Source organism: Pseudoruegeria sp. HB172150, from assembly GCF_013184805.1.
Lineage (GTDB): Bacteria > Pseudomonadota > Alphaproteobacteria > Rhodobacterales > Rhodobacteraceae > Psychromarinibacter.
The window spans coordinates 321,940-346,939 of the sequence record NZ_JAATNG010000001.1 but is presented as its reverse complement, the minus strand read 5'-3'; the positions used below and the strand labels follow the sequence as shown (position 1 = coordinate 346,939).

Sequence of the window (25,000 nt, the reverse complement as noted above, 5' to 3'; positions counted from 1 at the left end):
TAGGCAACCAGAGCTTTGTCGACATCTGCCGCACGCCCGGCCAGCACCCTCGGCCATGTCGGTGATTGCCAAATCTCGCAGCCAATCCTAGTGTTTGCCGGGAACTCACCGGGGGGGAGGAACCTGCAGGAAATGGCGCGCAGACGGGGGAAAATACCCCTGCCGAGCCTCCGCAGTCAGCCGATATGACCGAAACGCCGAAACCCTCCACACTCGCCGACATGCTTGTCGCCATCATGGCGACGGTGATGTGCGTCGCCTGCATCCTGTGGAACGTCGAGGCGCCGACGCGGATGGGCGTGGCGATCCTGACCCAGCAATACATGGCGCTGCAGCTTGGCCTTGCGATCACCATCGCGTTCCTGCGGTACGACTGGCGCGGGCAGGAAAAGCCACGCGTGGGCTGGATCGACGGCATCGTCGCCGGCATCGCCTTCGTCACGCTCATGTACACGGCGTGGGATTTCAACTGGCTCCTGCAGGAACAGTTCTACCGCCCGTGGCAGATCACCGTCATCGGCACCGTCGTTACGATCACCGTGATGGAAGGCATCCGCCGCCGCGCCGGCTGGATGCTTTTCGCCATCGTCGCGGTGTTCCTGATTTACGCGCTTTTCGCCGACAAGGTCCCCGGACGCCTGATCGGCAAGGAGCTGTCGCCCGTCCGGCTCGTCCAGTACGTGGGCTTCGATCCTTCTGCCGTCTTTTCCTCTCCGCTGGCGGTCGGCACCATCATCGTCCTGCTCTTCGTCTTCTTCGGCCAGCTTCTGTTCGCGGCGGGCGGTGGTGCCTTTTTCACCGATCTGGCCATGGCCGCGACAGGCGGTACCCGTGGCGGTTCTGCCAAGATCTCTGTCGTCGGTTCCGCGCTTTTCGGCTCGATCTCCGGCAGTGCCGTCTCCAACGTTGTCACCACCGGCGTCTTCACCATTCCGCTGATGCGCCGAGGCGGCTATTCCGCCCGCGATGCCGGTGCGGTCGAGGCGGTCGCGTCCACCGGCGGCCAGCTGACACCCCCGATCATGGGCGCCGCCGCCTTCCTGATGGCGGAGTTTCTTGAGATCCCTTACGTCACCGTCGCCGGTGCCGCGCTGATCCCCGCGATCCTCTATTATTTCGGCGTCTTCCTGCAGGTCGACCTGATCGCCGGGCGCGACAATATCTCTGCCCACGAGGACGACACGCTCACCACCCGCCAGGTCCTGAAGGAAGGCTGGCACTTCGCCATTCCCTTCGCCGTCCTCCTCGCCGCGCTGTTCTGGTTCCGCTACGATCCGGAGGATTCCGCGCTCATGGCCTCGGTCGCCATCGTCGCGGTCGGCTTCCTGCGTCCCTATCGCGGCGAGCGCCTGACCCTGCCGAAGCTGAGGGACGTGTTCGTCGGTACGGGTACCTCGATGGTCGACCTGATCCTGATCGTCGCCGCCGCGGGGTTCGTGATCGGCGTGCTGAATGTCACAGGCCTGGGTTTCGCGCTGACGCTGGTGCTGGTCGATGCGGTGGGTTCGAACATCGTTCTTCTGCTCCTCGTCTCGGCAATCATCTGCATCATTCTCGGCATGGGCATGCCGACCTCGGGCGTGTACGTGCTGCTCGCCGCCCTCGTCGCACCGTCACTGGTGGAGGCGGGGATCAACCAGATCGCCGCTCACCTTTTCATCCTCTATTTCGGCATGATGTCGATGATCACGCCGCCGGTGGCGCTGGCCGCTTTCGCCGCCGCCACGATCTCGAAGGCGGGCGCGCTGGAAACCGGCCTTGCCTCGATGCGCACCGGTTGGGCCGCGTTTATCCTCCCCTTCGCCTTTGTCGCCACCCCGGCCCTGCTGCTTACCGGCAGCTGGGGCGACACCGCGCTCGCCACCGTGCAGACCGCCATCGGCATCGCCGCCGTCACTGCCGCGATCATCGGCTTCTGGGCGCGACGCCTGAACTTCGTGCTCCGCGCCCTGCTGCTCCTGCTGGGCGCGCTCAGCCTGCCGATCACCTATCTGCCCATCGACGGCACCCTGCGCATCGCGGCCGGGATCGCCACCGTCGCGCTGCTGGCTGCCATCCGACTGCTCAAGCCCCGGGGCGAAACCGCCCCGGACCAATCCATCAACGGGAGGACACCATGATCCAATTCAAGACAACACTCGGCGCCGGGCTACTTGCCCTATCCGCCACTGCCGGACAGGCGCAGGTCGTGACTATCGCCAGCGGCGCGCAGGGGACGCTTGCCTACAATACCGGTCAGGCCGCCGCCAAGGTCGCCAATGACGCCGGCATCACGGCCCGCACCCAGCCTCTGGTTGGCTATATGCCGCTTCTGGAATCCGGCGAGGTCGATTTCGGTTTCTTCAACGGTGTGGAGGTGGAATATGCGCTCGACGGCACCGGCAACTATGACCGTGCCCACCCCAACATCCGCCTTGTCGGCACGATGTTCCCGCTGGTCACCGGCATCATGGCGCCCTGCGACCTCGGGCTGGAAACCGTGGCCGATCTCAAGGAAAAGGCCGCCGACCTGCGGATCGCGTCCGAATACACATCGTCCACCATCATCCCCTTCTACATCATGGGCGGCCTTGCCAATGCCGGCCTGACCTATGATGACTTCCAGAAGGTTCCTGTCGCCTCCTTCGCCGCCGGCATCGACGCGCTTGGCGACGAACTGGTGGACGTGGCGCTGGTCTCGCTCAACGCCGGTGCCGGTCAGCAGGCGGCGGTCAAGCTGCAGGACCGCGGCGGCCTGTGCTATGTCTCACTCGACAATTCCGACGAGGGGCTGAAGGCGTTCAAGGACTTCCTGCCGGCCGGTGACATCGTCGCCCGCAGCCAGAGCGACAGCATCAACGGGCTTGGCAACTACGACGCCAATCTGATGTCGATCCCGTGGATGATGGTGACCAATGCCGATGTCGACGAGGAGCTGGTCTACAACCTCACCAAGGCGCTGGCCGAGAACAAGGAAGCGCTGGCCGCCTCCTTCGGCGCGTTCAACAACTTCGATGCCGCCACGATGGCGCCGCCGAACGCCGTTACCTACCATCCCGGCGCGCTGCGCTATTTCGAGGAAGCGGGGATATCCGCGGGCGAATGAGCCATTCCGGCCGGGTCCCGCAAGGACCCGGCCATTTCACAGGAGACAGACCGAGATGATGACAGAGCTGACCGCCGCCGACGGGCACAAGCTGGATTGCTGGATTGAAGAACCCGAAGACGCGCCCAAGGGCGGGATCGTAATCCTGCAGGAAATCTTCGGCGTCACCGATCAGTTGAAAGGCGTAGCAAAGGCTTACGCCGCGCTTGGCTATGTTGTCGCGATCCCGGCGCTGTTCGACCGGCAGAAGAAGGGCGCCGTCATCCCATTCGACAAGGGCGCCGAAGGCCGCGACCTGATGCTCGCCTCCGACACGGAGAAGGTCATGCTCGATGCTGGCGCAGCCGTCGCGGCACTGGCGGACCGGGGTCTGAAGGTCGGCGTCATCGGATTTTGCTGGGGCGGCGGGCTGGCACTGCGCACAGCACAGAAGCTGGACGTGGCGGCGGCGGTTTCCTTCTACGGTACACGGTTGCAGCAGTACCTCGACAGCCCGGCCAAGGCGCCGGTGCAGTTTCACTGCGGCACCCAGGACGATCACACCCCCGCCGACGTGATGGAAGAGGTGAAAGCCTATCTGCCCGAGGTTGAAGTCTACTGGTACGAGGCCGGGCACGCCTTTGCCAACGACGCGCGCGCCAGCTACGTGCAGGACGCCGCCGAAACCGCCCACGCGCGCGCGCAGGAATTCCTGAGCACGCACCTCGCCTAACAACCGACCGGCCGATCCGCTTTGGTGATCCGGAAGCAGATTCCCCGGCAGTAACAAACCCCGCCCGCATGGGCTTGCACCGGCCAGCCCAGTTACTATAACCGCGACGATTTGCGCGACTCCTTCCGGCGTCGCGCGGCGTGCCATGTCCCGGGGGTCCGATGCCGAAAAGAACCGATATCCAGTCGATCATGATCATCGGTGCCGGTCCCATCATCATCGGCCAGGCCTGCGAGTTCGACTATTCCGGCGCACAGGCCTGCAAGGCCCTGCGCGAGGAAGGCTACCGCGTCATCCTGGTGAACTCGAACCCGGCGACGATCATGACCGACCCGGGGCTTGCCGACGCCACTTATATCGAGCCGATCACGCCCGAGATCGTCGCAAAGATCATCGAAAAGGAACGCCCCGACGCGCTGTTGCCGACGATGGGCGGCCAGACCGGCCTGAACACCTCGCTGGCGCTGGAAGAGATGGGCGTGCTGGAGAAGTACGGCGTCGAGATGATCGGCGCAAAGCGCGAGGCCATCGAGATGGCCGAGGACCGCAAGCTGTTCCGCGAAGCGATGGACCGGATCGGGCTGGAAAACCCCAAGGCCACCATCGTTGCCGCGCCGAAGAAGGATAACGGCAAGTTCGACATCGCCGCCGGCATGAAGGACGCGCTCGAAGCGCTGGAACATATCGGCCTGCCCGCGATCATCCGCCCCGCCTTTACGCTTGGCGGCACCGGCGGCGGCGTCGCCTATAACCGCGAGGATTACGAGCTATACTGCCGCTCCGGCATGGAAGCCTCTCCCGTGGCGCAGATCCTCGTCGACGAATCCCTTCTTGGCTGGAAGGAATTCGAGATGGAGGTGGTGCGCGACAAGGCCGACAACGCGATTATCGTCTGCTCCATCGAGAACGTGGACCCCATGGGTGTCCATACCGGCGACTCGATCACCGTCGCCCCCGCCCTGACGCTGACGGACAAGGAATACCAGATCATGCGCAACGGCTCGATCGCCGTGCTGCGCGAGATCGGCGTGGAAACCGGTGGGTCCAACGTGCAATGGGCGGTGAACCCCGAAGACGGCCGGATGGTCGTGATCGAGATGAACCCGCGGGTTTCGCGGTCGTCCGCGCTGGCATCGAAGGCCACCGGATTTCCCATCGCCAAGATCGCAGCGAAACTGGCGGTGGGCTACACGCTGGACGAACTCGATAACGACATCACCAAGGTCACGCCCGCCAGCTTCGAGCCGACCATCGACTACGTCGTCACCAAGATCCCGCGCTTTGCCTTCGAGAAGTTCCCCGGCTCCAAGCCGGAACTCACCACCGCGATGAAATCGGTAGGCGAGGCCATGGCCATCGGCCGCACTATCCACGAGTCGCTGCAAAAGGCGCTGGCATCCCTCGAAACCGGCCTGACCGGGTTTGACGAGATCACCATCCCCGGTGCCGATGGCACCCCGGACGAGGCCGCCATCATCAAGGCGCTGTCTGCCCAGACGCCTGACCGCCTGCGCATGATCGCGCAGGCCATGCGCCACGGCCTCAGCGACGACACCATCCAGCACGTCACCAGTTTCGACCCCTGGTTCCTGTCGCGCATCCGCGAGATCGTCGAGGCCGAGGAAGAGGTCCGTTCCAACGGCCTGCCCACCAACCCGACCGGCCTGCGCAAGCTCAAGATGATGGGCTTCACCGATGCCCGTCTTGCCGCCCTGACTGGCCGGACCGAGGCAAGCATCCGCGCCGACCGCATCAGTGCCGGTGTCACCGCCGTCTTCAAGCGCATCGACACCTGCGCCGCCGAGTTTGAGGCGCAGACGCCTTACATGTACTCGACCTACGAAACGCCCGTGATGGGCGAGGTCGAGGACGAGGCGCGCCCGACCGGTGCGAAGAAGGTTGTCATTCTCGGCGGCGGCCCGAACCGGATCGGTCAGGGCATCGAGTTCGACTACTGCTGCTGCCACGCCTGTTTCGCGCTTTCCAGTACCGGCTACGAGACGATCATGGTCAACTGCAATCCAGAGACTGTGTCGACCGACTATGACACATCCGACAGGTTGTACTTTGAACCCCTCACCTTCGAGCATGTGATGGAGATCCTGCGCGTAGAGCAGGAGGCAGGCACCCTGCATGGAGTGATCGTACAATTTGGCGGACAAACGCCGCTGAAACTGGCCAATGCCTTGCACGATGCGGGCATTCCGATTCTTGGTACCACGCCCGATGCCATCGACCTGGCCGAAGATCGCGAGCGATTCCAGACACTTGTTAACAAGCTAAGCTTGAAGCAACCGAACAATGCCATTGCTTCGACCGAGGCGGAGGCCCTTGCCGCCGCGGAGCGCATTGGCTTCCCGCTGGTGATCCGCCCGAGCTACGTTCTTGGCGGCCGCGCGATGGAAATCGTCCGCGACATGGCGCATCTCGAACGCTACATCGACGAAGCCGTTGTGGTATCCGGCGACAGCCCGGTCCTGCTCGACAGCTATCTTTCCGGCGCGACCGAGGTGGATGTCGACTGCCTTTCCGACGGCAGCACCGTCCACATCGCCGGTATCATGCAGCATATCGAGGAGGCCGGCGTCCATTCCGGCGACTCGGCCTGCTCGCTGCCGCCGCATACCCTGCCGAAGGACATCGTCGCCGAGATCGAGAAGCAGACCGAGGCGCTGGCCCGTGCCCTGAACGTCGTCGGCCTCATGAACGTGCAGTTCGCAGTGAAGGATGGCGACGTCTACCTGATCGAGGTGAACCCCCGCGCCTCGCGCACCGTGCCCTTCGTCGCCAAGGCGACGGACAGCGCCATCGCCTCTATCGCCGCCCGGCTGATGGCCGGCGAACCGCTTTCTGCCTTCCCGACGCGCGAGCCCTACCCGCCCGGCACCGGCCCCGACGATCCGCTGCCGCTGGCCGACCCGCTGACGCTTGCCGACCCGAACATGCCGTGGTTCTCGGTCAAGGAAGCTGTCATGCCATTCGCCCGTTTCCCCGGCGTCGACACACTGCTCGGCCCGGAGATGCGGTCTACCGGCGAGGTCATGGGATGGGACCGCTCCTTCCCCCGCGCCTTCCTCAAGGCCCAGCTCGGCGCCGGGACCATCCTGCCGACCGAAGGCACCGCCTTTCTGTCGATCAAAGACGCCGACAAGACGCCCGAGTTGATCGAGACCGCGCAGATCCTGACCGATCTGGGCTTCCGTATCCTCGCGACCCGCGGCACGGCGTCCTTCCTGCAGGAACAGGGCATCGAGACCGAGATCGTGCTGAAGGCCTATGAAGGCCGCCCGAACGTCGTCGACGTGATGAAGGACGGCGGCGTCGCGCTGGTTATGAATACTACGGAAGGCGCGCAGGCTATCGAGGACAGCCGTTCAATGCGGAACGTCGCGCTGATGGATAAGGTGCCGTATTACACCACCCTGGCCGGCTCCCACGCCGCTGCGCTGGCGATGAAGGCCCGCGAAGAGGGCGAGATCGGGGTCAGAGAGCTGCAGGGCTGATGGACACGCCGCGCGCCAGTTCGGATTTCGACGGGCTGGAACTCGGCTTCGACATTCCCGCACGCCCCGGCATGGCCGCCGCCGACATCCTTACCCCGGCGCTCGTCCTCGACCTCGACGCGCTGGAGCGTAACATCCGCAAGCTGGGCGATTTCATCCGAGCCCGCGGGTTACGCCACCTCGCGCATGCCAAGATGCATCGGTCCGTCGACGTTGCGCGCCTGCAGATGACATTGGGCGGCGCTTCCGGTGTCTGTTGCCAGAAGCTGGCCGAGGCAGAGGTCTTCGCCCGCGCCGGTATCCCCGAGATCGTGATCACCAATCAGGTTGTCGATCCCTTCAAGATCGACCGCCTCGCCCGCCTGCCCCAGACCGGCGCGCGGATCACTGTCTGCGTCGATGACGCCGCCAACGTTGATGTGCTGGCTGAGGCTGCCCAGCGCCATGGCACGCAGCTCAACTGCTACGTCGAACTCGACATCGGCATGCACCGCTGCGGCGTCGCCACCCCCGCCGAGGCTGTTGCTCTTGCCGCTGCCATCGACACGGCGCCGGGTCTGACATTCGGCGGTCTGCAGGCTTACCAGGGAGTCATGCAGCACTACCGCACGGCAAGCGAACGGCAGGCGGCGTTCGACACGGGGCTGGAACTGGTGAAGGACACACTAGCTGCTCTGACCAGAGCCGGCCTTCCGGCCGCGCAGGTTTCCGGCGGCGGCACCGGGAGTTACGAGCTGGAGGGGAACTCGGGCGTCTTCACGGAACTGCAATGCGGCTCCTACGCCTTCATGGACGCCGATTATGGGGCGGTGCTGGATGCGGACGGCAACCGATATGACGCCGGCAAGTGGGAGAACGCGCTGTTCCTCCTGACGCAGTCCGTCAGCACGCACGGCGATGGTCGCGCGGTCTGCGATGCCGGGCTGAAATCCCTGACCACAGATTCCGGCCTGCCGCTTGTGCACGACAGCCAAGGTGTCACCTATACCGGCGCGTCGGACGAACACGGCAAGCTCACCGACCCGGAGAACAGCCTGCGGACGGGAGATAAGCTCCGCCTGATCCCCGGCCACTGCGACCCGACGTGTAACCTGCATGACTGGTATGTGGGGGTCCGCGGCGGAGTGGTCGAAACGGTTTGGCCGGTGTCGGCGCGGGGACGGAGTTACTGACTCGCCTTCTGTGTGACGGTCGACGCTTCGGTCGAATGCACCGCCACGTACCCGCTTTAGACTCGGGCGATCACCCGCGCTACGACCTGCTTTAGCCAGTCATTTACCAGCGCCGTCTCGTCCGCCGACAGCTCCTGCGCCCGGCGATAGACTGGCGCGGCGCGGTCGTCGAGGATCGGGGCGTCCCAGCCGCCGGTTGTCTCGAAGAACCGGGTCACCCCGGCCTCTCCGAACTCGGCCAGGTAGCCTTGCACCACCACATCGAGATAGCTGAGCAGCACCGGATGGGTCTCGTCCGGCACGCCGTGCTTGCCATGCGGGATCGAGTACACCTGCACGTGGATGTCGCGGGTCACCGGATGGCCCACGTCGCCGGTTACATGCGACCGGTCATAGGCCCCTTCGCGCTCGTCCAGCGCGGCCCAGTCATCGTTCGGGACGTGGGCGATAAGCCCTTCTATCTCCACGCCTTCCGCCGGTTCAGCCGTCAGGAAGGCCACCGGCCGAAGCTGCGTGTGCCGCCACACCCGACGCCAGCCGCGCAGGATCGCGGGATGGGCGTCGGTGAAGTCGTGGGTGGCGCGGTTTACGAGGCTGCCGTAGCCGAAAAAGAATGGGTCTGACATGGCCCGCATCTGGCCCCCAACCGAACCGGGATACAACCCCTTGCCGCGTTGCGGCGCATCTACTACCGTATGCGACATCGGTTCAGGGAGAATCCGGCGAAAGCCGGTGCCGAAGGAGCAACCGCCCCGGTAAACTCTCAGGCGCAAGGGACCTGGCCGATAACGGACTCTGGAGAGACCCCGATTGGGGCGCCGAAGGGATAACGATCTCAGGCGAAAGGACAGAGGGGGCATCGCAAGGGCGGAATACCGTCCGGAACGGTGCCGGGCGCTTTTCCGGCTGGACACGAAAGGGGCGGCATGGCCGAGCTGAAGCGGACCTGTCTGTACGATTTCCACGTCTCGCACGGGGCCAAGATGGTGCCCTTCGCCGGTTACGAGATGCCGGTGCAATACCCGATGGGCGTGCTGAAGGAACACCTCCACTGCCGCGCGGAAGCCGGGCTGTTCGACGTCAGCCATATGGGTCAGGTGCTGCTGCGCCCGAAATCCGGTGACGGCGCCGATGCGGCCAAAGCACTGGAATCATTGGTTCCCGTCGCGCTGATGGAGCTGAAGGAGGGCCGCCAGCGCTATGCGCTGTTCACAAATGACGACGGCGGCATCCTCGACGACCTGATGGTGGCCAATCGCGGCGACCACCTGTTCCTCGTCGTCAATGCGGCCTGCAAGGCCGACGACATCGCGCACCTGAAGGCGCATCTTTCGGACACCTGCGAGATCGAGGAAATCAACGACCGCGCCCTGCTTGCCCTGCAGGGACCGGCGGCGGAGGAAGCCCTCGCCACGATCGTCCCGGGTGTAACCGAGATGAGCTTCATGGATGTCGAGGTGCTGGAAAGCGACTACGGCGATCTCTGGATTTCGCGCTCTGGCTATACCGGCGAGGACGGGTTCGAGATTTCCGTCGTCGAGGCCGAAGCGCTCGCGCTGGCCGCCGCGCTTGTGGATCAGGGTCCGGTGGAACTGATCGGCCTTGGCGCCCGCGATTCCCTGCGGCTGGAGGCCGGGCTCTGCCTTTACGGCAACGATATAGACACCACGACCACCCCCGTCGAAGGCGCGCTGGAATGGGCGATGCAGAAGGCCCGCCGTACTGGCGGCGCGCGCGAGGGCAGCTTCCCCGGCGCAGGGATCATCCTGAAACAGCTGGACTCCGGCGCATCGCGCCGCCGCGTCGGCCTTCTGCCGGAAGGTCGCGCGCCGATGCGGGCAGGGACGGAGCTCTACGCCGCCGAAACCGGCGGCGAGCCTATCGGACACGTCACTTCCGGCGCATACGGCCCGTCGATCGAGCGCCCGATGTCGATGGGCTACGTCGCTATTGAAAACGCCGAGGAAGGCGGCACGATCTATGGCGAGGTCCGGGGAAAACGGCTGCCCGCGATTGTCGCCCCGATGCCGTTCCGGCCCGCCACCTACAAAAGATAGACCAACAGGAGCACCGCATGAAATTCACCGAGGAACATGAATGGCTTCGCGTCGAGGATGACGTCGTCGTCGTCGGCATCACCGACCACGCCAGCGAGCAGCTGGGCGATGTCGTCTTTGTCGAGCTGCCAGAGGCCGGCACGACCGTGTCGAAGGACGACGAAGTGGCGGTGATCGAATCCGTCAAGGCCGCCTCCGACATCCTCGCGCCCATCGACGGCGAGGTGGTCGAGGTGAACGACGCCATCGTGGCCACGCCCAGCCTCGTGAACGAGGATCCGATGGGCGACGGCTGGTTCTTCAAGCTGAAGGTCGAGGACCTGTCCACGCTCGACGATTTCATGGACGAAGCCGAGTACAAGGACTTCATCGGTTGATCTCCGCCCTGCCGGACAGTTCCGCGGCCCCGCGGCGGGTCGACCGCGCCGCGCGCCTTGTCGCGGCGCAGCCGCCTGAGGTCTATGCCGCCTTCACCGATCCGAAGGCTCTGGTGCAATGGCTGCCGCCCGCCGGCGCGACGATGCAGGTCGACGCGTTCGAGCCGCGCCCGGGCGGCGCGCTGCGGCTGATCCTGACCTTTGCCGAAACCACGTCGGGACAGGGGAAGAGTTCGGACCGCACCGATGTAGTCAATGCGAAGTTCGTCGCCCTAGATCCGCCGTCGCAGATCGTCTGGGACATCGACTTTGACAGCGACCGCCCCGAATTCGCTGGAACCATGCGGATGACCTGGGACCTGCTGCCGGCGAATACCGGCACCGAGGTCCGGATCACTGCCGCCGATGTTCCGCCCGGCATCACCGCCGAGGCCCACCAGCAGGGCCTGACCTCTTCGCTCGCCAACCTCGCCCGCTTCGTCGAACGGCGCTGACCATTACCCGAGAGTACCGCACATGCCTTTCACGCCCACCGATTACAATCCGCACGATTTCGCCAACCGTCGCCATATCGGCCCTTCGCCGCAGGAAATGGCCGAGATGCTGAAGGTCGTCGGCGCCGACAGCCTCGACGCGCTGATCAATGAAACCGTGCCCGCTTCGATCCGGCAGAAGGCGCCGCTGGATTTCGGCGCGCCGAAGTCGGAACGCGAACTGATCTGGTTCATGCGTCAATGCGCCACGAAGAACCGTGTGTTCACCACGATGATCGGCCAAGGCTATCACGGCACCGTCACGCCGCCCGCGATCCAGCGCTACATTCTTGAAAACCCGGCCTGGTACACGGCATACACCCCCTATCAGCCCGAGATCTCGCAGGGGCGTCTGGAGGCGCTGCTGAACTTTCAGACCATGGTCTGCGACCTGACGGGACTGGATATCGCCAATGCCTCGCTGCTCGATGAATCCACCGCCGCCGCCGAGGCGATGGCGATGGCGCAGCGGGTGTCGAAATCCAAGGTCACCGGCTTCTTCGTCGACGAGAACTGCCACCCGCAGAACATCGCGGTGATGAAAACCCGCGCGCATCCGCTCGGCATCGAGGTGATCACCGGCGCACCCGAGGATATGCCGTCCGAAGGTATTTTCGGCGCGATCTTCCAGTATCCGGGCACCTACGGCCACCTGCGCGACTTCACCTCTCAGATGGAAACGCTTCACGCGCAGAAGGCGCTTGGCATTGTGATCGCCGATCCGCTGGCGCTGACCCTGCTCAAGGAACCGGGCGCGATGGGCGCCGACATCGCCGTCGGCTCCACCCAGCGGTTCGGCGTGCCGATGGGATATGGCGGCCCGCATGCCGCCTACATGGCCTGCCGCGACGACCACAAGCGCGCGATGCCCGGCCGTATTGTCGGCGTCTCCGTCGATGCGCGCGGCAACAAGGCCTACCGGCTGTCGCTGCAGACCCGCGAACAGCATATCCGCCGAGAGAAGGCCACGTCCAACGTCTGCACCGCGCAAGCGCTGCTGGCCGTCATGGCCTCGTTCTACGCGGTGTTTCATGGACCCATCGGCCTCAAGGCCATCGCCCAGCAGATCCACCGCAAGGCGCTGCGCGTGGCCCGCGGGCTGGAAGCGGCGGGATACACTGTCGAGCCCAAGGAGTTCTTCGACACGCTGACCGTCGAGGTCGGTGCGCTGCAGGGCGTGATCCTGCAATCCGCCCGGCACCAGCGCATCAACTTGCGCAAGGTCGGTACCACGAAGATCGGTATCGCGCTGGACGAGACTACACGGTTCGAGGATATCGACCGGCTGTGGGTCGCCTTCGGCATCGAACAGGGCGCGCCGCGCACCGGCGACTATCGCCTGCCGCAGAACCTCGTTCGCACGACCGAATACCTCACGCATCCGATCTTCCACCTGAACCGCGCCGAGACCGAGATGATGCGCTACATGCGCCGCCTCGCGGACCGCGACCTTGCGCTGGACCGCGCGATGATCCCACTCGGCTCCTGCACCATGAAGCTGAACGCGGCAGCCGAAATGATGCCGGTCACCTGGCCCGAATTCTCGAACATCCATCCCTACGCACCGCGCGAGCAGGCGGAGGGCTACCACCAGCTGCTGGACGATCTCTGCGAGAAGCTCTGCACGATCACCGGCTACGACTCGATGTCGATGCAGCCGAATTCCGGCGCGCAGGGCGAATATGCCGGCCTGATGACCATCGCGGCCTATCACCGCGCGAATGGCGAGGAACACCGCAACATCTGCCTGATCCCGACCTCGGCCCACGGCACCAACCCGGCCTCTGCCCAGATGGCGGGGATGAAGGTGGTGGTGGTGAAATCCGCCGAGAATGGCGATATCGACCTCGACGATTTCCGCGCCAAGGCCGAGGCCGCGGGCGAGAACCTGGCCGCCTGCATGATCACCTACCCGTCGACCCACGGGGTGTTCGAAGAGACGGTGCGCGAGGTCTGCGATATCACCCACAAGTTTGGCGGTCAGGTCTATCTCGACGGCGCCAACCTGAACGCGCTGGTTGGCCTGGCCAAGCCCGGCGAACTGGGCAGCGACGTCAGTCACCTGAACCTGCACAAGACCTTCTGCATTCCGCATGGCGGTGGCGGACCCGGCATGGGCCCGATCGGGGTGAAGGCGCATCTGGCGCCTTACCTGCCGGGCCACCCGTTCACAGGCGGGGAGGAAGGCCCCGTCTCTGCCGCGCCGTTCGGTTCTGCGATGATCCTGCCGATCAGCTGGGCCTATATCCTGATGATGGGCGGCGAGGGGCTGACGCAGGCCACCAAAGTCGCAATCCTGAATGCCAACTACATCGCCAAGCGGCTGGAAGGCGCCTATGACGTGCTGTTTAAGGGCCGCAACGCCCGCGTGGCGCATGAATGCATTCTAGACACCCGCGCCTTCGACAAATCCGCCGGGATCACCGTGGACGACATCGCCAAGCGGCTGGTCGACAACGGCTTTCACGCGCCCACGATGAGCTGGCCGGTGGCCGGCACCTTGATGGTGGAACCCACGGAATCCGAGACCAAGGCCGAGCTGGACCGTTTCTGCGATGCGATGCTTTCAATTCGGGACGAGATTGCTGCGGTGGAAAAGGGCGAGATCGACGCGAACAACAACCCGCTGAAACACGCCCCCCACACGGTCGAGGATCTGGTCGGCGACTGGGACCGACCCTACAGCCGGGAACAGGGCTGCTATCCGGCGGGCGCGTTCCGGGTCGACAAATACTGGCCGCCGGTCAACCGGGTCGACAACGTCTATGGCGACCGGCACTTGATCTGCACCTGCCCGCCGCTGGAGGCCTACGCCGAAGCAGCGGAGTAAATGCGGCTGGGGGCATTACGTCCCCTGCTCCACTGTCAGGCTGGCGTCGTCGAGATGCTCCTCCAGGATTTGCTCGATCCGGGCCCGCTTTTGCCCGCCACGCACCTGTTCCGTCTCTATCCGGTCCGCATGCAGCGTCCAGCGGCCGCCGCGCTGTTCTACGTTAAATTTGCGACGGACAAATACCATGCGCCGCTCGGCGGTGTATTCCGAGATCACCCAGACCTCAAAACTGTCGAAATCCGGCGCGGCCCCCTTTGCGTCCTCCTCGCGCACCGAACCGAACGCGCGCTGCAGGAGGTCGTCAAACCGGCCGATATCCAGATAGTCCCCGGCCGCAAGCGGCCCTTCGTTACGCTTCCAGCCCTGTTCGCCATTTGCCCCCAGCCCCTCGGAATGGGTGATCACCGTGCTCCAGCTTTCCTCACCTCGCCGCAGCAGCAGGATAACGCCCTCGATGAAGACGTACTCGGCGCTCATGTTCGAGATCAGACAGCGCGCGCCCATGCCGGCGCCAGCGCCCCGGCTTATCAGGATGTTCGCACTCAGCTGCCGGCGATAGCTGCGCCAGAACAGCTGCAGGTAGACGATCCAAATACCCACCATCGCAAAATTGACGGCGAGGTTGAGCACCTGGCCGTTCTGCTGGAACCACTGTAGCATCGGGACCCTTTCATCCGCACGGTGAACCACTTTCCCCGACGCATAACAGGCGGGTCAGGTTCCAATGTCCGGACGGGTCGTGACGTCAGCCCTTCCGGCGCAGGCTGTCAGCGGAAAAGGCGACGCCTCTCTCCGCCAGATACGCCGCAAACCGGTCGACTTTCAGCGTCATGTCACAGGTGCCCGGCTCGCTGTCCTGCGCGGGCGCATAAGCTTCGCGTAATGCAAGCTGCTCCTCGCCGCCAAGTTCTTCCCAGCGTCTCAGCGCCATCGCCGTACCTCCCATACCGCCTACCCTCGACCTATTCATCGCCGCGGCGCACGACAAGCGGTGCGGGTTCCCTCTCGGCATCGAACCCGCCCCACCCTTCGACAGACGCGTGTAGCCGCAGCAGATCGTGTTCGCGATCCAGCGCCGTTTCCGCCGCCGCCAGAGCGTATTGCGCCAGCACCCGTGCCGCATCGGCCAGTTCCGGGTCGCGCGACCGCGCCATCCGGCGCAGCGTCGACAGCAGCCGCGATGCGACCTCGACCATTCCGGCGCCGTCGCGCGCTATCATGGAAAACGCCTCTTCGATCAGTTCGCCTTCGGGCAGGCGCCGGACGCGGACGTTGTCGTATTCCGGGTCTTCGGCGACGATCTGGTCCGACGACGTTTCCGTCAGCAGCCGTTCCAGCCGCCCGATGACCTCGATTGCCGTGCCCGGATCGTTGACGCCGGGAGACAGCGCCCGCACGGCGATCTCCGCCAGGACAAACACACCGAACCGCGGGTCCTGGTCGAAGCTTCGCAGCGGCGAGAAGGTGAAGGCGGCCACGATCTTCTTCGCCGTCTCCTCTCCCGCGTGGTCGGTATAGGCGACCGGATCGCCTTCGCCCGCCCAGTCGCCCGGGATCGCCGACAGGTAGACCCGGCAATCGCGCGCCTCCGCAGCCTTCTGCACCGCGCCGACATCGATGTGACGCACGAAGCCCGCCAGCGGGGTCAGAACCGGTACCGCGCCTTTCGGTATCGTTTCTTTGTTCTCGTAGGTCTTCGCGCCCAGTCCCGGCCAGCGCCTGTGGTTTGTCAGGTTATCGCGAACGCGGTTCTCCAGCTGCCGCATTGTCTCGTCGATACTGCCCAGCCGCGACAGGTGCGAGATCCAGCGCAGCATCGCGACGACCACCAGCACGATCACCAGCGCCGTGACGGCAAACACGATGACGGAATCGCGGCCGCCGTAGAAGCCCGACCGGAACAGCACCAGCGCCACCAGCGCGAAGATGAATGCGCCCAGGAAGGTGGACAGGACCGACTGCGTAGTCGTGTCCTCCAGCAGCAGCCGGTGCGCGCGGGGCGTGACCTGCGAGGCGACCGACGTATGCGCGGTGACCATCACCGACAGCGAGAACGTTGTGACCGCCAGCATCGACGAGGCGAGGATGTTCAATACGGGCAGTACTGCCTCCGCCCCGAACCGTTCGGCCCACTCCTCGGGGATCAGGCCGTGAAACGCCCACGACGCGAAAGCCGCGATCACCGCAAGCGCGGCGATCAGCGACGTGCGGACCCATATCTTCCGCGACAATTGCAGCAGCCGCCACAGGCGTTGGGATAGCATGCACCGTCCTTCTTGTTACCTGCCGCAACATAGCGCGGTGACCCGCCGGACAAACAGCCATCGCAGCTCTTGTGCGATGCAGGCATGCGCCCCATGTATTCGGAAACGAGAATGTGAAAGGCGCACGCGATGCCCGGCTCCCTGAAGCTTACCTGCCATGACTGCGGTTCGGTGAACCGCGTGCCCGCCGAAAAACTTGGCGCCGGCCCCAAATGCGGCGTCTGCGGCGCGAAGCTGGCGGAAGGCAAGGTGCACGAAATGGATCTCGCCACGCTGGAGAAAAGCGTGAAGGCCGACGACCTGCCCTTGCTCGTCGATTTCTGGGCTCCTTGGTGCGGCCCCTGCCGGATGATGGCGCCGGAATTCGCCAAGGCGGCGCAGGCGCTGGCGCCCGACGTCCGGCTGGCCAAAATCGACACGCATTCGCATCCCGACGCCGCGATCCGCTACAACATTCAGGGCATTCCCGCACTGATCCTGTTCCGTAACGGGCGCGAGGTGGCGCGGCTGGCCGGCGCCCGCCCGGCGGCACAGATCGAGGCCTTTGCCCGGCAGAAATCACCTGCCTGACGAAGCGTCACGCGACCGGGTTTGACCCGCGTCAAGGCGGTGTCACTCGTGCGGTTGTAGGATTGCGACCGGAGATAAATCCGGATCGGAACTGCGGGAGGAACCGATGCTTGACCGTAACAAAGACCACAGCAAAGACGTCATCTTCTTCGAGAACCTGCGGCGCGGCGATGTCGCGCTGGTGGGCGGCAAGAACTCCAGCCTGGGCGAGATGGTCCAGACGCTGGGCGAACTGGGCGTCGACGTACCCCCGGGCTTCGCCACCACTGCTGAGGCGTTCCGCGGCTACATCACCCATAACAGTTTGAACGACTTGATCCGCGACAAGACCAACGCGCTGGCCGAGGGGCGTATCACGCTGCACGAAACAGGCGACACGATCCGCAAGGCGATCCGCGCCGGCGAATGGCCGGACCACCTGCGCGAGGCCATCGTCGCCGCCTACGAGGAGCTTTCCTCGCGCGCCGGGCAAAAGAACCTTTCGGTCGCCGTCCGATCCTCCGCCACCGCCGAGGACCTGCCGGATGCCAGTTTCGCCGGCCAGCAGGAAACCTACCTCAACGTCTCTGGCGAGGCGCAGCTGCTCGAGGCTTGCCGAAAGTGCTATGCCTCGCTCTTCACCGACCGGGCGATTTCCTACCGCAACGTGCAAGGCTTCGACCACATGGACGTGGCGCTGTCGATCGGTGTGCAGCAGATGGTGCGGTCCGACATCGGCGGATCGGGCGTGATGTTCTCGATCGACACCGAGTCTGGCTTTGACAAGGTGGTGCTGATCAACGCGGCCTGGGGTCTGGGCGAGAATGTCGTGCAGGGCGCGGTGACGCCCGACGAATTCCAGATTTACAAACCTTTCCTCGGCCGCGACGGCGTGAAACCGATCCTTGAGCGCAAGCTCGGCGCCAAGGAAAAGAAAATGATCTATTCCGGCGATCCGGCCAACCCGGTGCGCAACGTCCCGACCTCGAAGGCTGAACGCCAGTCCTTCGTGCTGACCGATGACGAGGCCATAGAACTGGCCCGTCAGGCCAACGAGATCGAAAAGCACTATGGCCTGCCGATGGATATGGAATGGGCCAAGGACGGTAAGACCGGCAAGCTTTACATCGTGCAGGCCCGGCCGGAGACGGTGCAGAGCCGCGTCGATGCCGGTGCGCTGAAGTCGTACAGGATCAAGTCGCATGGCGAGAAGCTGATTGCCGGCATCGCCGTTGGCGATGCAGTGGCGACGGGCATGATCTGCCTGATCGAGGACGTGAAGGACATCGACCGCTTCGTCGATGGCGCGATCCTCGTGACCTCGACGACCGACCCCGACTGGGTGCCGATCATGAAACGCGCCTCTGCCATCGTTACCGACCACGGCGGCCGCACCAGCCACGCCGCCATCGTCAGCCGGGAGCTTGGTGTGCCGGCAATCGTCGGCTGCGGCGACGCCACCCACGTCCTGCACGACCAGCAGGAGGTGACGGTCAGCTGCGCCGAGGGCGACGAGGGTTTCGTCTATGCCGGGACATCGGATTACGAGGTCGAGGATCTTGACCTGTCTCACGTGCCCGAGACGAAAACCAAGGTGATGCTGAACCTCGCCAACCCGGCCACTGCCGCCCGCTGGTGGCGCCTGCCGACCGATGGCGTGGGCCTTGCCCGGATGGAATTCGTGATCAACAACGCGATCAAGGTCCACCCGCTGGCGCTCTTGCACTACGACCAGCTGAAGGATGAGGAGGCGAAAGCGGAAATCGCCGTTCTGACCCGCGGCTACGAGGACAAGGCCGAATACTTCATCGACCACCTCGCCATGGGCCTTGGCCGTATCGCCGCCTTCTGCCATCCGAAGCCGGTGATCGTGCGGATGTCGGACTTCAAGACCAACGAGTACGCCGACCTGCTGGGCGGCAGGCAGTTCGAGCCGCACGAGGAAAACCCGATGATCGGCTGGCGCGGCGCGTCACGCTACTACGATCCGGGCTACCGCGACGGCTTTGCGCTGGAATGCCAGGCGATCCACCGCGTGCGCGAGGATATGGGGTTCGACAACGTCATCGTCATGATCCCGTTCTGCCGCACGCCCGAGGAAGCCGACCGCGTGCTGGAAGTGATGAAGGAGAACGGCCTCGAACGCGGAAAGAACGGCATGCAGGTCTACGTCATGTGCGAGATCCCCGCGAACGTGATCCTGGCAGAGGAATTCGCCAAGCGTTTCGACGGCTTCTCGATCGGATCGAACGACCTGACGCAGCTGACCCTCGGGATCGACCGAGACAGCGACCGGCTGGCACCGCTCTTCGACGAGCGTAGCCCGGCGGTGGTCTGGATGATCCAGAGCGTGATCGAGCGGGCCCACAAGGCCGGCTGCAAGGTCGGTCTCTGCGGTCAGGCGCCGTCGAACTACCCCGACTTCGCGAAGGTTTTGGTCGACGCCGGCATAGACTCGATGTCGGTCACGCCGGACAGCTACTTCGAAGTGAAACGCAACGTCGCCGAGGCTGAAAGCTGACGCATCCGGGGAGGGGCGGCACAAGCCGCCCCGCCGCGCGCGGGTCGCTTGACACTGCGCCTAAAAATACGCACATAGCGCGCCAGTGGGGCCGTAGCTCAGTTGGGAGAGCGCGTCGTTCGCAATGACGAGGTCGTCGGTTCGATCCCGATCGGCTCCACCATCAGATCATGTAACGTTATCGGCCTATTGAGGAGATCTCGTGTCGTCGCGCTCCCTTCATTGCGGTGCGCAGCCGCTGCAATCGAAGCACTGTTACGCACAGCGATCCAGAAGGCACAAACAACACCGTGCGGCGGGCATTGGTCCGGCCAGGCACATCGCACTGTTCGATTTGGCGTAGAAGTCCGAAGATGCAGGGTTCGCGGCTGGTCGTTGCATGCGCGGCGACACCGATGTGAGATGCCGGTGTGGTCGAGTGGCGGAGTACGTTAGGATCGACGCTTCAGACAGCAAGAAGCAATCCGGCGCGGAAGCCAGAAGACGCAGGTATTGCTCGTGCGTCAATTTTCCTTTGTCGGAAAGGACAGATACGCCTTTCGCGTAAGAAAACGTGCAATATCAATCGAGAACCGAGTTGCAATCGCTCTGAAAATTCAAGGCTGAATCACGCGGCTCGGACCATGTCCCAGGTTCTCCCGAATCAGGATCTCGATCCGGATCTGTTCCTGCGACGCAATCGGTTCCCGCCCGTCGCAGCGAGCACGCAGTACGCGGATGGCACTCCGCACGAGGTGCCCCGGATTCTGCGCGATGACGGCGTCCAGTCCCCCATTGCGCAGCATCTCTTCGTTGAAGCTGGTCCGCTCGTGCGCGATCACCTGTTGCGTCGACAGGTCGCTCGCCTCGGATATCGCCTGCAACGCGACGCGCGTTTCCGAACTCAGCACATAGACGCCGGAGATATCGGAAAAATTCGAGTAAAGGTTGCGAACGATCCGGTGCGTGCGCTCCAGGTCGCCATGCGTTTCCACAGAAGGCAGCGCTTCCAGCTCCGGATAGTCCCTGGTCAGGACGAGGTCGAACCCCTGCCTGCGCTCGACATTGTCGCGGGCTGTCATCGTATCGGCGATGACGAGTATGCGCCCTGGATGCCCCGTACAGAACTTGCCCATCAGCCGGCCCGCCGTCGCGCCAGCCGCGTTGTTGTCTACCCCGACAAAATCGACTGGCCTCGTTCCCGGCTGACCTGACACGAACTGCACCACCTTCACGCCGCGCTCCATTAGACGCTGCGTGGCGTCGCGGACCTGCGGAGCCTCGGGCGCCATGATCGCTATTCCGTCCGCCGTGTCTGGCCTAATGCTTGTCAGCTCTGATGCGATCTGGTGCGGATCGTCACTCAGCACGCGCCGGAAACGCACTTCGGTCAATTCACCGACGAAGGCAGTCCGGGCCTCCTCGATACGGGCGACAAGGGATTCCAGGAACTGGTCGCCCGCCGTCGGCAGCAGGAATTCGAACCTGTAGCGGCGCCCGCGGGCAAGGTTGGCGGCCGAAATGTTGCGCTCGAATCCTATTTCCACGATCGCGGCATTGACCGCTTCCACGGTTTCCTTCCGTACGCCCGCACGACGGTTCAACACCCGGTCGACCGTCGCAAGGCTGACGCCGGCTGCTTTGGCCAAGTCTTTGGTAGTAGGGCGCATTTCAGCTCCTTGGGGCGCGCAAATCGTGTCGGCGTGGTCTCTTTTCTCGGTTGTTTCGAGCTGGATTGCAACCAAATTGAGGTACGTACCTCAGAAAATAATTGCCATGAGGCACGTACCTCAGGTAGCTTTATTGCCACCAGCGAGTCGCGGCAGGGAGGCGGCGACCGAACATGGGGAGGAAATTCACATGAAGACGCGCATTGCACTTATGGCCGCGGCGGTTAGCGCCGTGATCTGCGGCGCACAGTCCGCCAGCGCCGACGACCTGACGCTGTGCTGGGCCGCCTGGGATCCGGCCAACGCCCTGGTCGAACTGTCCAAGGATTTCGAGGCCGAGTCGGGGCACACAATGTCCTTCGAATTCGTGCCATGGCCCAATTTCGCCGACCGGATGCTGAACGAACTCAATTCCGGCGGCCAGCTCTGCGACCTGATGATCGGTGACAGCCAGTGGATCGGCGGCTCCGCCGAAAGCGGTCATTACATCAAGCTGAATGACTTCTTCGAAGCCGAAGGCATCACGATGGACGATTTCATTCCGGCGACCGTCACCGGTTACTCGGAATGGCCCAAGGGAACGCCGAATTACTGGGCCCTGCCCGCCTTCGGCGACGTGGTCGGCTGGACCTACCGCAAGGACTGGTTCGAGATGCCGGAGCTGCAGGCCGAGTTCAAGGACACCTACGGCCGTGACCTCGCCGTGCCCGAGACTCTCGACGAATTGAAAGACATCGCCGAGTTCTTCCAGGGCCGCGAGATCGACGGCAAGACCGTCTACGGCGCCGCCATCTATACCGAGCGTGGATCCGAAGGGATCACCATGGGTGTGACCAACGCGCTTTACAACTACGGCCTGACCTACGGCACGCCCGACGAGCCCTACAAGCTGGAAGGTATCGTGAACGCGCCGGAGGTGGCCAAGGGCCTGGAGTTCTACAAGGCCCTTTACGACTGCTGCGTGCCCCCGGGTTCATCGGACTGGTACATGTCCGAGAACATCGACGCCTACAAATCCGGACAGGTCGCGCTGCAGATGAACTTTGCCTTCATCTGGCCGGGTGTCGAGGCCGATCCCAACGTGGGTGGCGGCAAATCTGGCTACTTCCCCAACCCGGCCGGTCCGGACGGGCATTTCGCCCAGCTCGGCGGACAGGGGATCTCCGTCGTCTCCTATTCCGACAGCCAGGACGCCGCGCTGGAATACATCAAGTGGTTCGCCCAGCCCGAGATTCAGGCTAAGTGGTGGGAGCTTGGCGGATACTCGGCGCTCAAGGCCGTGGTCGAGGACCCGGATTTCGCGACCAGCCAGCCCTATGCGCAGACCTTCCTCGACTCGATGGCAATCGTGAAGGATTTCTGGGCCGAGCCATCCTATGCCTCGCTGCTTCTGGCGATGCAGGACCGTGTGCATGACTACGTGATTGCCGGCAACGGCACCGCGCAGGAAGCGCTCGACGGCCTGGTCGAGGACTGGACCGAAGTCTTCGAGGACGATGGCAAGATGTAGAACGGGCGCGCCGGCAGTAGGCCGGCGCCCCTGATGCCGCGCGGAGCGGTCGCTCTCCCTGCCGCTCCGTGCCCACGAAAAACGATCCCAGGCGAGGCAACATGTCCAACAGTGCGATCGAGCGTGCCGCCGCGGCGACGCCGCCCAATATCGCCCGCAGGGTGAGAGGGCTGTCGGACCGGGCCATCGCCTGGATCTTCGTGGCGCCGTCCATCTTCCTGCTCCTGGCGGTTAACATCTTCCCGCTGATCTGGACGATCCGGCTGAGTTTCACAAACTACCGCGTCAATCGCCCGAATGCCGAAGTCGAGTGGGTTGGCCTGCGCAATTACCAGCGCATCCTGACCGACGAAGACATCTGGGAGACAATGCAGGCGACGGCGCATTTCCTGTTCTGGACCATTGCCCTGCAGGTCGTCATCGGTTTCGCGCTGGCCTGGCTGATCAACAAGAAATTCCGTGGCGACAATTTCTGGACCACGATCATCGTGCTGCCGATGATGTTGTCGCCCGCAGTGGTGGGGAATTTCTGGACGTTTCTCTACCAGCCGCAGATTGGCCTGTTCAATTACGTCGTCGGCTTCTTCTCCGGCACCGATCCGTCGAGTTTTTCGATGATCGGAGAGGTGTCGCTTGCACCCTGGGCCATCGTCATCGTCGATACCTGGATGTGGACGCCTTTCGTCATGCTGATCTGCCTGGCGGGACTTCGATCCATTCCCACCTCGATCTACGAGGCTGCGGAATGCGACCGCGCCTCGCCCTGGCGGCAGTTCTGGACGATTACCGTGCCGATGGTGTTGCCCTTCCTGATGCTGGCTGTGCTGTTCCGCGGCATCGAAAACTTCAAGATGTTCGACCTCGTGGTGCAGCTGACCGGCGGAGGGCCGGGATCGACCACCGAACTCACTTCGATCAACCTCAAGCGCGAAGCGTTCGAGAAGTGGCGGACGGGCTACGCCTCTGCTTACGCGATCATCCTGTTTGTCACGGTCTTCGGGCTCGCCTCGATCTACGTGAAGGCGCTGAACAAGGTGAAAGAGAGATGAGCGACTTCTCCGTCATCGCCGCGTCGAAGACGCAGAAATGGGTCGCCGGGATCCTGGTCGTCGCCTACGCGGTCATCACGCTGCTGCCGCTGCTATGGATCATTGCCACCGGCTTCAAGTCGCCCTCCGACGCTATAGCCTACCCTCCAAAGGTTCTGTTCGAGCCGACGCTGGAAGGCTACGTCAACCTGTTCACCACGCGCACGCGGCAGACGGCGGAATACCTCGCCGCGCACCCGCCGCAGACGTGGTACGAGGAAATCGTGCGAAAGTACGACATGGTGATTGCCGGGCCTTCGCGTTTCGGCGGGCGGTTCATGAACTCAGTGATCATCGGTTTCGTCTCGACATTCCTGTCGGTCTTTCTCGGCACGCTGGCGGCCTACGCCTTCTCACGCTTCCGCATCCCGCTGAAGGACGACCTGATGTTCTTCATCCTGTCGACGCGGATGATGCCGCCCATCGCGGTCGCGATCCCGATCTTCCTCATGTTCCGCGCCCTTGGCCTCAGCGATACTCATGCCGGGATGATCCTGCTTTATACCGCGGTGAACCTGTCACTGGCGGTTTGGCTGCTGAAAGGTTTCATCGACGAGATCCCGCGCGAATACGAAGAAGCGGCGCTGATCGACGGCTACACGCGGTTCCAGGCTTTCTACAAGGTGGTGCTTCCGCAGGCCGCGACCGGCATCGCCTCTACTGCGATCTTCTGCCTAATCTTCGCCTGGAACGAATATGCCTTTGCGGTGCTGCTGACCTCTGGCACCGCCCAGACCGCGCCCCCGTTCATCCCGACGATCATAGGCGTCGGCGGCCAGGACTGGCCGGCGGTTGCTGCCGGCGCCACGATCTTCCTGCTGCCGGTTGTCGTCTTCACCATCTTGCTGCGCAAGCACCTGCTGCGGGGCATCACCTTCGGAGCGGTCCGCAAATGAGCAACCCTGCCACAGATCCCGAAGAGACCCTCGCCGGCCGGTCTGCGCCGAGCGCCGACACCACTGGCGACCGGCCCGCCCGCCGCATTTTCGTGCGGAGGCCGTGGGAGATGGCGGCCTCGATCCTGATCGGCCTCGGCGTCTTCATGATGATGCAGCCGTTCTGGATGGCCGCTTTCACCTATTCCTTCATCGTCACGCTGACTGGGACCGTCATGTTCCTGATCGTCAGCCATTTTCCGGAGTAGGCC

The 25,000-nt window shown here is 63.9% G+C and carries 20 protein-coding genes, 1 tRNA gene and 1 riboswitch; of the genes, 16 read left to right on the top strand and 5 right to left on the bottom strand.

The features are described 5' to 3' along the window. The first annotated feature begins 221 nt into the window (after positions 1 to 221). The 5 genes from HCO70_RS01645 (at position 222) to HCO70_RS01625 (ending at position 8,472) form a co-directional block, all read left to right on the top strand. Positions 222 to 2,120, top strand: a complete 1,899-nt coding sequence (locus tag HCO70_RS01645) for a TRAP transporter fused permease subunit (RefSeq protein ID WP_216665226.1) — start codon at positions 222 to 224, stop codon at positions 2,118 to 2,120. Further along, a complete protein-coding gene (locus tag HCO70_RS01640; protein ID WP_172292460.1) occupies positions 2,117 to 3,085 on the top strand; it encodes a TAXI family TRAP transporter solute-binding subunit in 969 nt (322 codons plus the stop codon). The genes HCO70_RS01645 and HCO70_RS01640 overlap by 4 nt, the downstream gene beginning before the upstream one ends. Positions 3,086 to 3,140: 55 nt before the next feature. Further along, positions 3,141 to 3,797, top strand: coding sequence for a dienelactone hydrolase family protein (locus tag HCO70_RS01635; RefSeq protein WP_172292458.1), 657 nt, complete (start codon positions 3,141 to 3,143; stop codon positions 3,795 to 3,797). A gap of 161 nt (positions 3,798 to 3,958) precedes the next feature. Beyond that, entirely contained in the window at positions 3,959 to 7,300 is a 3,342-nt protein-coding gene (carB, locus tag HCO70_RS01630; protein ID WP_172292456.1) for a carbamoyl-phosphate synthase large subunit, read from the top strand. Continuing rightward, complete coding sequence (locus HCO70_RS01625) at positions 7,300 to 8,472, top strand: DSD1 family PLP-dependent enzyme (RefSeq protein WP_172292454.1); 1,173 nt, start codon at positions 7,300 to 7,302, stop codon at positions 8,470 to 8,472. The genes carB and HCO70_RS01625 overlap by 1 nt, the downstream gene beginning before the upstream one ends. Positions 8,473 to 8,528: 56 nt before the next feature. Here HCO70_RS01625 and HCO70_RS01620 read toward each other — a convergent pair whose 3' ends face one another. Continuing rightward, positions 8,529 to 9,098: a gamma-glutamylcyclotransferase family protein gene (locus HCO70_RS01620; protein WP_172292452.1), complete on the bottom strand. Its 570-nt coding sequence runs from the start codon at positions 9,096 to 9,098 to the stop codon at positions 8,529 to 8,531. A 74-nt stretch (positions 9,099 to 9,172) separates the two neighbouring features. Further along, positions 9,173 to 9,262: riboswitch (glycine riboswitch) on the top strand. Between the two features lie 136 nt (positions 9,263 to 9,398). Here HCO70_RS01620 and gcvT point away from each other — a divergent pair. The 4 genes from gcvT to gcvP are packed head-to-tail and all read left to right on the top strand — an operon-like array spanning position 9,399 to position 14,269. After that, entirely contained in the window at positions 9,399 to 10,529 is a 1,131-nt protein-coding gene (gene gcvT / locus HCO70_RS01615; RefSeq protein WP_172292450.1) for a glycine cleavage system aminomethyltransferase GcvT, read from the top strand. A gap of 17 nt (positions 10,530 to 10,546) precedes the next feature. Next, positions 10,547 to 10,906 (top strand): glycine cleavage system protein GcvH, encoded by a 360-nt coding sequence (gcvH, locus tag HCO70_RS01610; protein WP_172292448.1) that lies wholly within the window; start codon positions 10,547 to 10,549, stop codon positions 10,904 to 10,906. Then, a complete protein-coding gene (locus HCO70_RS01605; RefSeq protein WP_216665225.1) occupies positions 10,903 to 11,400 on the top strand; it encodes an SRPBCC domain-containing protein in 498 nt (165 codons plus the stop codon). The genes gcvH and HCO70_RS01605 overlap by 4 nt, the downstream gene beginning before the upstream one ends. A gap of 22 nt (positions 11,401 to 11,422) precedes the next feature. After that, on the top strand, positions 11,423 to 14,269 hold the full coding sequence (gcvP, locus tag HCO70_RS01600) for an aminomethyl-transferring glycine dehydrogenase (RefSeq protein ID WP_172292446.1): 2,847 nt from the start codon (positions 11,423 to 11,425) through the stop codon (positions 14,267 to 14,269). A 15-nt stretch (positions 14,270 to 14,284) separates the two neighbouring features. On the opposite strand, the gene HCO70_RS01595 is transcribed toward gcvP, so the two are convergent. From HCO70_RS01595 to HCO70_RS01585, 3 genes are all read right to left on the bottom strand, one after another. Then, on the bottom strand, positions 14,285 to 14,932 hold the full coding sequence (locus HCO70_RS01595) for a hypothetical protein (protein ID WP_172292444.1): 648 nt from the start codon (positions 14,930 to 14,932) through the stop codon (positions 14,285 to 14,287). A gap of 85 nt (positions 14,933 to 15,017) precedes the next feature. Continuing rightward, positions 15,018 to 15,203 (bottom strand): hypothetical protein, encoded by a 186-nt coding sequence (locus HCO70_RS01590; protein WP_172292442.1) that lies wholly within the window; start codon positions 15,201 to 15,203, stop codon positions 15,018 to 15,020. A gap of 31 nt (positions 15,204 to 15,234) precedes the next feature. Next, the gene (locus HCO70_RS01585; RefSeq protein WP_172292440.1) at positions 15,235 to 16,536 is read right to left on the bottom strand and encodes a DUF2254 domain-containing protein; all 1,302 of its coding nucleotides are present in this window, start codon (positions 16,534 to 16,536) and stop codon (positions 15,235 to 15,237) included. A 129-nt stretch (positions 16,537 to 16,665) separates the two neighbouring features. Between HCO70_RS01585 and trxC the strand changes: the two genes are divergently transcribed. The 3 genes from trxC to HCO70_RS01570 all read left to right on the top strand — a co-directional run bounded on the left by trxC (position 16,666) and on the right by HCO70_RS01570 (position 19,769). After that, entirely contained in the window at positions 16,666 to 17,106 is a 441-nt protein-coding gene (gene trxC / locus HCO70_RS01580) for a thioredoxin TrxC (protein ID WP_172292438.1), read from the top strand. 106 nt (positions 17,107 to 17,212) lie between these two features. Then, positions 17,213 to 19,606 (top strand): phosphoenolpyruvate synthase, encoded by a 2,394-nt coding sequence (gene ppsA, locus HCO70_RS01575; protein WP_172292436.1) that lies wholly within the window; start codon positions 17,213 to 17,215, stop codon positions 19,604 to 19,606. An 87-nt stretch (positions 19,607 to 19,693) separates the two neighbouring features. After that, positions 19,694 to 19,769, top strand: a tRNA-Ala gene (locus tag HCO70_RS01570). A 433-nt stretch (positions 19,770 to 20,202) separates the two neighbouring features. Here the strand turns inward: HCO70_RS01570 and HCO70_RS01565 are convergent. After that, positions 20,203 to 21,234 carry a LacI family DNA-binding transcriptional regulator gene (locus HCO70_RS01565; RefSeq protein ID WP_216665224.1) on the bottom strand — a complete coding sequence of 344 codons (1,032 nt, stop codon included), beginning with the start codon at positions 21,232 to 21,234 and terminating at the stop codon, positions 20,203 to 20,205. 211 nt (positions 21,235 to 21,445) lie between these two features. Between HCO70_RS01565 and HCO70_RS01560 the strand changes: the two genes are divergently transcribed. The 4 genes from HCO70_RS01560 (at position 21,446) to HCO70_RS01545 (ending at position 24,997) form a co-directional block, all read left to right on the top strand. Then, entirely contained in the window at positions 21,446 to 22,765 is a 1,320-nt protein-coding gene (locus HCO70_RS01560) for an ABC transporter substrate-binding protein (protein WP_172292432.1), read from the top strand. A 101-nt stretch (positions 22,766 to 22,866) separates the two neighbouring features. Next, entirely contained in the window at positions 22,867 to 23,814 is a 948-nt protein-coding gene (locus tag HCO70_RS01555) for a carbohydrate ABC transporter permease (protein WP_172292429.1), read from the top strand. Next, a complete protein-coding gene (locus HCO70_RS01550) occupies positions 23,811 to 24,749 on the top strand; it encodes a carbohydrate ABC transporter permease (protein WP_172292427.1) in 939 nt (312 codons plus the stop codon). The genes HCO70_RS01555 and HCO70_RS01550 overlap by 4 nt, the downstream gene beginning before the upstream one ends. Continuing rightward, positions 24,746 to 24,997, top strand: coding sequence for a hypothetical protein (locus HCO70_RS01545; RefSeq protein WP_172291855.1), 252 nt, complete (start codon positions 24,746 to 24,748; stop codon positions 24,995 to 24,997). The genes HCO70_RS01550 and HCO70_RS01545 overlap by 4 nt, the downstream gene beginning before the upstream one ends. Positions 24,998 to 25,000 lie beyond the last annotated feature (3 nt).

What these genes read in the sequence shown, in the direction of transcription:
- HCO70_RS01645 (WP_216665226.1), top strand. Translation starts at nt 222, where the DNA reads ATGCTTGTCGCCATCATGGCGACGGTGATGTGCGTCGCCTGCATCCTG.
- HCO70_RS01640 (WP_172292460.1), top strand. Translation starts at nt 2,117, where the DNA reads ATGATCCAATTCAAGACAACACTCGGCGCCGGGCTACTTGCCCTATCC.
- HCO70_RS01635 (WP_172292458.1), top strand. Translation starts at nt 3,141, where the DNA reads ATGATGACAGAGCTGACCGCCGCCGACGGGCACAAGCTGGATTGCTGG.
- carB (WP_172292456.1), top strand. Translation starts at nt 3,959, where the DNA reads ATGCCGAAAAGAACCGATATCCAGTCGATCATGATCATCGGTGCCGGT.
- HCO70_RS01625 (WP_172292454.1), top strand. Translation starts at nt 7,300, where the DNA reads ATGGACACGCCGCGCGCCAGTTCGGATTTCGACGGGCTGGAACTCGGC.
- HCO70_RS01620 (WP_172292452.1), bottom strand. Translation starts at nt 9,098, where the DNA reads ATGTCAGACCCATTCTTTTTCGGCTACGGCAGCCTCGTAAACCGCGCC.
- gcvT (WP_172292450.1), top strand. Translation starts at nt 9,399, where the DNA reads ATGGCCGAGCTGAAGCGGACCTGTCTGTACGATTTCCACGTCTCGCAC.
- gcvH (WP_172292448.1), top strand. Translation starts at nt 10,547, where the DNA reads ATGAAATTCACCGAGGAACATGAATGGCTTCGCGTCGAGGATGACGTC.
- gcvP (WP_172292446.1), top strand. Translation starts at nt 11,423, where the DNA reads ATGCCTTTCACGCCCACCGATTACAATCCGCACGATTTCGCCAACCGT.
- HCO70_RS01595 (WP_172292444.1), bottom strand. Translation starts at nt 14,932, where the DNA reads ATGCTACAGTGGTTCCAGCAGAACGGCCAGGTGCTCAACCTCGCCGTC.
- HCO70_RS01590 (WP_172292442.1), bottom strand. Translation starts at nt 15,203, where the DNA reads ATGGCGCTGAGACGCTGGGAAGAACTTGGCGGCGAGGAGCAGCTTGCA.
- HCO70_RS01585 (WP_172292440.1), bottom strand. Translation starts at nt 16,536, where the DNA reads ATGCTATCCCAACGCCTGTGGCGGCTGCTGCAATTGTCGCGGAAGATA.
- trxC (WP_172292438.1), top strand. Translation starts at nt 16,666, where the DNA reads ATGCCCGGCTCCCTGAAGCTTACCTGCCATGACTGCGGTTCGGTGAAC.
- ppsA (WP_172292436.1), top strand. Translation starts at nt 17,213, where the DNA reads ATGCTTGACCGTAACAAAGACCACAGCAAAGACGTCATCTTCTTCGAG.
- HCO70_RS01560 (WP_172292432.1), top strand. Translation starts at nt 21,446, where the DNA reads ATGAAGACGCGCATTGCACTTATGGCCGCGGCGGTTAGCGCCGTGATC.
- HCO70_RS01555 (WP_172292429.1), top strand. Translation starts at nt 22,867, where the DNA reads ATGTCCAACAGTGCGATCGAGCGTGCCGCCGCGGCGACGCCGCCCAAT.
- HCO70_RS01550 (WP_172292427.1), top strand. Translation starts at nt 23,811, where the DNA reads ATGAGCGACTTCTCCGTCATCGCCGCGTCGAAGACGCAGAAATGGGTC.
- HCO70_RS01545 (WP_172291855.1), top strand. Translation starts at nt 24,746, where the DNA reads ATGAGCAACCCTGCCACAGATCCCGAAGAGACCCTCGCCGGCCGGTCT.